This window comes from Streptomyces caeni (genome assembly GCF_042678285.1).
Lineage (GTDB): Bacteria > Actinomycetota > Actinomycetes > Streptomycetales > Streptomycetaceae > Streptomyces > Streptomyces caeni.
Map to the genome: position 1 here is coordinate 1 of NZ_JBHUDX010000150.1, position 3,475 is coordinate 3,475.

Below are 3,475 nucleotides of genomic sequence, written 5' to 3' on the forward strand. Positions count from 1 at the left end.
CTCGGCGTCGGCGTCTGCCGCATCGGCACCGGCCGCGTCGGCACCGGCCGCGTCGGCGCCGGCCACATCGACGCCGGCCACGCCAGCACCAGCCACATCGTCACCGGCCGCGTCGGCGGGACCGTCGCCGGCGCCCCGCGCCGAGGTCTCAGCGGCGTGCACGACACGCGCGCGACAGGAGCACAGACGTTCGGCCGGGTGCCCCATCGGGAAAATCCCTCGCCCCCGGCGTCTCCCCGTCACCAGAATGAAGCCCATGCCTCATCGGTACGACACCCACGACGCACCCCGGGTCCTGGACCGGCGCCAGGGCCCCCACGGCGAGGTCGTGTTGCGGCGCCACGGCGAGTTACTCCAGATCATCGCGAACGGCTGCTTCCTGATGGACACCTCCGACGGGCGCTCGGAACGGCTGCTCGTCGACGCCGCCCGCGACGCCCTGGACGACAGACCCGGCCCGAGCGTGCTGATCGGCGGGCTCGGCGTCGGCTTCTCGCTCGCACACGCCGCCGCGGACCCCCACTGGGGAGGCATCACGGTCGTGGAGCGCGAGCGCGCCGTCATCGACTGGCACCTGGACGGCCCGCTGTCCGCGCTCTCCGCGGACGCCCTCGCCGACCCGCGCACCCGCGTGCTGGAAGCGGATCTCGTCGCATACGTCAATGAGACATCGGAAACGTACGACGCACTGTGCCTCGACATCGACAACGGCCCCGGCTGGACAGTCACGAAGGGCAACGACAGCCTGTACTCGACGTCCGGACTGGCAAGCTGCGCAAGGGCGTTGAGGCCCGGCGGAGTGCTCGCGGTGTGGTCGGCGCAGCCCTCTCCGGAATTTGAAGGAACCCTCTGGAATGCCGGGTTCCAGCAGGTGCGTACCGAAGAGGTCCCGGTTGCCCGGGGCGTACCCGACGCCGTGCACCTGGCTGTCCGACCTGGATAGCCGACTCGCGGTAACTCCCCGTACGCTGCTTCCCTGACGCGGATCATTCAAGCGTCAAGCGCAGTCATGGGATCACCCCACGGATTCCGGAAAGCAACCCAGGGGCGGGCGATGGAGCAGACACACACCTCCCACAACGGCACGACGGCGACCCCCGGCGCCCAACGGCGGGTTCTGGTGGTCGAGGACGACCCGACGATCGTCGACGCCATCGCCGCCCGCTTGCGCGCCGAGGGCTTCCTCGTGCAAACGGCAGGCGACGGTCCGGCGGCGGTCGACACGGCCGAGGCGTGGCAGCCCGACCTGCTGATCCTCGACATCATGCTGCCCGGCTTCGACGGTCTGGAGGTCTGCCGCCGGGTGCAGGCGCAGCGCCCGGTGCCGGTGCTGATGCTCACCGCGCGCGACGACGAGACGGACATGCTGGTCGGGCTCGGCGTCGGCGCCGACGACTACATGACCAAGCCGTTCTCGATGCGTGAGCTGGCGGCGCGGGTGCATGTGCTGCTGCGCCGGGTGGAGCGGGCCGCGCTGGCCGCCGCGACGCCGCGCAGCGGCATCCTGCGCCTCGGTGAACTGGAGATCGACCACGCGCAGCGCCGGGTCCGGGTGCGCAGCGAGGACGTCCATCTGACGCCCACCGAGTTCGACCTGCTCGTGTGCCTGGCGAACACGCCCCGCGCCGTGCTCTCCCGCGAGCAGTTGCTCGCGGAGGTGTGGGACTGGGCGGACGCCTCCGGCACCCGCACCGTGGACAGCCACATCAAGGCGCTCCGGCGCAAGATCGGCGCGGAGCGGATCCGCACCGTGCACGGCGTCGGCTACGCCCTGGAGACGCCGGCGCCATGAGCGGTGGGCCGGCGGCACCGCAAAAAGACCCGGGGCCGTCCTGGGGCGGACTGCGCCCGTTCTCGATCAAGACGAAGCTGGGCATCCTCGTCGTCGTCTCGGTCCTCATCACCACCGGTCTGTCGATGATCGCGGTGCACACCAAGACGGAGCTGCGGTTCATCACCGTGTTCTCGATGATCGCCACGCTTCTGATCACCCAGTTCGTGGCGCACTCGCTCACCGCTCCGCTGGACGAGATGAACACGGTGGCCCGCTCCATCTCGCACGGCGACTACACCCGCAGGGTCCGCGCCAACCGGCGGGACGAGCTGGGCGACCTGGCGGGCACGATCAACCTGATGGCCGACGAGCTGGAGGCCCAGGACCGCCAGCGCAAGGAGCTGGTGGCGAACGTCTCGCACGAGCTGCGCACGCCGATCGCCGGCCTGCGCGCCGTGCTCGAGAACATCGTCGACGGCATCTCGGCCGCCGACCCGGAGACGATGCGCACGGCACTGAAGCAGACGGAGCGGCTCGGGCGCCTGGTGGAGACCCTGCTGGACCTCTCGCGCCTGGACAACGGCGTCGTCCCGCTGAGGAAGCGCCGCTTCGAGGTCTGGCCGTACCTCTCGGGCGTCCTCAAGGAGGCGCAGATAATGTCCTCCACGCGCGGGGGCATCGCCTCGGGCGCAGGCAGTCACCCCCGTACGGACATCCATATGCACCTCGACGTCTCCCCGCCGGAGCTGACCGCGTACGCGGACCCGGAGCGCATCCACCAGGTCGTCGCCAACCTGATCGACAACGCGGTCAAGCACAGCCCTCCGCACGGCCGTGTGACGGTGAAGGCCCGCGGCGGTGCCGCTCCGGACTCCCTGGAGCTGGAGGTGCTGGACGAGGGCCCCGGTATCCCTCAGTCGGAGTGGCACCGGGTCTTCGAGCGTTTCAACCGCGGCGCCGTGAGCGCCCCGCACGGGCCCGGCAGCGACGGCGGCACGGGCCTAGGCCTGGCGATCGCCCGCTGGGCGGTGGATCTGCACGGCGGCCGGATCGGTGTGGCCGAATCCCCTCGCGGCTGCCGGATCCAGGTCACCCTTCCCGGAGAACCGTCCTAGCCGGGTTGACGTAAAGTTCGAACCGGAGCCACAAGATCAACGTGTGTTCCTGCAGACGGACACGTGTGATCAGGCACAGGCCCGCGCCCTCTGAGCACCGGGCCGGGATCGCCGTATCCCTTCCACACCGGAACCTCGCTTGTTTCCCGCCATTTCCAGCCCCGAAACACAGTTTCCGATGTGACTTACACGACGATGAACCGGCCTGACCTGACCTTCACGGCCCCAGAGGCGTAGCCTTTATTCCCGCTGTCCAATCACCTTGTGAAGCGGAAGAGGGCGGTTACCGCCGTGTCGCCACAGTCCCCCAGTAACTCGAGTTCCACCACGACCGACGCCCAGGCCGGGAAGAATCCCGCCGCCGCGTTCGGTCCCAACGAGTGGCTCGTCGACGAGATCTATCAGCAGTACCTCCAGGACCCGAATTCGGTAGACCGCGCCTGGTGGGACTTCTTCGCCGACTACAAGCCGGGGGCCGCTGCCGCCTCGGCCCCGGCGGGTACCGCGGCCGCGGGGGCCGCAGGCGCCACCACGGCGGCTCCGGCCGCACCCGCGGCGCCCGCCGCGCCGGCCGTCGCTCCTGCGG

The 3,475-nt window shown here is 70.2% G+C and carries 5 protein-coding genes; 4 read left to right on the forward strand and 1 reads right to left on the reverse strand.

Annotated elements, in window-relative coordinates; all coding sequences use genetic code 11:
• Positions 1 to 258, reverse strand: a 258-nt coding sequence (locus ACFSL4_RS36705; RefSeq protein WP_381092440.1) for a hypothetical protein, incomplete at its 3' end; no start/stop codon positions are given.
• On the opposite strand from ACFSL4_RS36705, the gene ACFSL4_RS36710 reads away from it, so the two are divergent.
• The 4 genes from ACFSL4_RS36710 to ACFSL4_RS36725 all read left to right on the forward strand — a co-directional run.
• A complete protein-coding gene (locus ACFSL4_RS36710; RefSeq protein WP_381092442.1) occupies positions 257 to 943 on the forward strand; it encodes a spermidine synthase family protein in 687 nt (228 codons plus the stop codon). The genes ACFSL4_RS36705 and ACFSL4_RS36710 overlap by 2 nt on opposite strands.
• A 111-nt stretch (positions 944 to 1,054) precedes the next feature.
• Positions 1,055 to 1,792: a response regulator transcription factor gene (locus ACFSL4_RS36715; RefSeq protein ID WP_381092443.1), complete on the forward strand. Its 738-nt coding sequence runs from the start codon at positions 1,055 to 1,057 to the stop codon at positions 1,790 to 1,792.
• Positions 1,789 to 2,889, forward strand: a complete 1,101-nt coding sequence (locus ACFSL4_RS36720) for a HAMP domain-containing sensor histidine kinase (RefSeq protein WP_381092445.1) — start codon at positions 1,789 to 1,791, stop codon at positions 2,887 to 2,889. Before ACFSL4_RS36715 ends, ACFSL4_RS36720 begins: the two co-directional genes overlap by 4 nt.
• A 291-nt stretch (positions 2,890 to 3,180) precedes the next feature.
• A partial coding sequence (locus tag ACFSL4_RS36725) for a 2-oxoglutarate dehydrogenase E1 subunit family protein (protein WP_381092447.1) occupies positions 3,181 to 3,475 on the forward strand: 295 nt, incomplete at its 3' end.